The organism is Pseudoalteromonas sp. NGC95 (genome assembly GCF_015864705.1).
Lineage (GTDB): Bacteria > Pseudomonadota > Gammaproteobacteria > Enterobacterales > Alteromonadaceae > Pseudoalteromonas > Pseudoalteromonas arctica.
The window spans coordinates 1-985 of record NZ_JADYWR010000061.1; the positions used below are offsets into that span (position 1 = coordinate 1).

Below are 985 nucleotides of genomic sequence, written 5' to 3' on the forward strand. Positions count from 1 at the left end.
CGCAAACTTTTGATGACGTGTGTGGTTTAAAGCTGCTAAGCGTTGACGGTACACAATTTAAAACCCAAGATACGCCGAGTAACCGTCATTTTGGCTATGCTCAATCGACAACGAACTTCCCCTCAGTACTTGCTGTAACCTTGATGTCGACAAGAACGCATTTAATATCCGATGCAGCATTTGGCCCCATTACCCAAAGTGAAATTCATTATGCTCAACAGCTTGTTGGCTCAGCACCTGAACATTCACTAACTCTATTTGATAGAGGTTTCTTTTCGGCTGAACTATTCACGAGCTGGCAAGGTGTTAGCGAAAATCATCATTGGCTTACGCCCATCAAAAGTAAAATGCGCTATGAAATAACGGAATCATTTAGCGATTACGACCACTTAATAACAATGCCTATTTCGCCACAAGCTAAAAAATCAGCCCCTTACCTAGGTGATACATGGCAAGCAAGGCTTATTCAAATTCCGACACCTAAAGGTGAAATAAAAGGGTTCATCACCTCATGCGCCTGTCCAGAAAAGTACCCGCTGAAAGCGCTACTCGATGTTTATTGGCAACGATGGGAAATAGAGCGAGGATATGGTGAGCTCAAGCAATATCAATTATCTAATAAGCCAGCGCTACGGAGCTTGAAACAGGAAGGTATTTATCAAGAGCTCTGGGGTATTCTGACGTCATACAATATCGTGAGACTTGAGATGGCAGAGATGGCTAAAGCCCATAAAGTGGAGCCATTACGCATCAGTTTCATAAACGCATTATACCTGATACAAGACGAGTTTTTATGGTGCTCAGGTCGAAGCCCCGGGACAATCCCTAAAAAGCTAAAAGAACTACGTGAAAACGGTAAACGGCTAATATTACCGGAGAAAAGAAAGCGAAAAGCTTATCCGCGAACGGTGCTCGCAAAGACACAAAAATATCCAGTTAGGTATAAACGAAAAAACACCACTCGTTCTTAAACGAGTGGTGTTAA

Annotated in this window: 1 protein-coding gene; it reads left to right on the top strand. The window is 42.6% G+C overall.

Annotation, left to right across the window (positions count from 1 at the left end; all coding sequences use genetic code 11):
- Positions 1-971: IS4 family transposase (locus I6E70_RS20530; protein WP_197189498.1), on the top strand; the 971-nt coding region annotated here is incomplete at its 5' end.
- Positions 972-985: the final 14 nt, after the last annotated feature.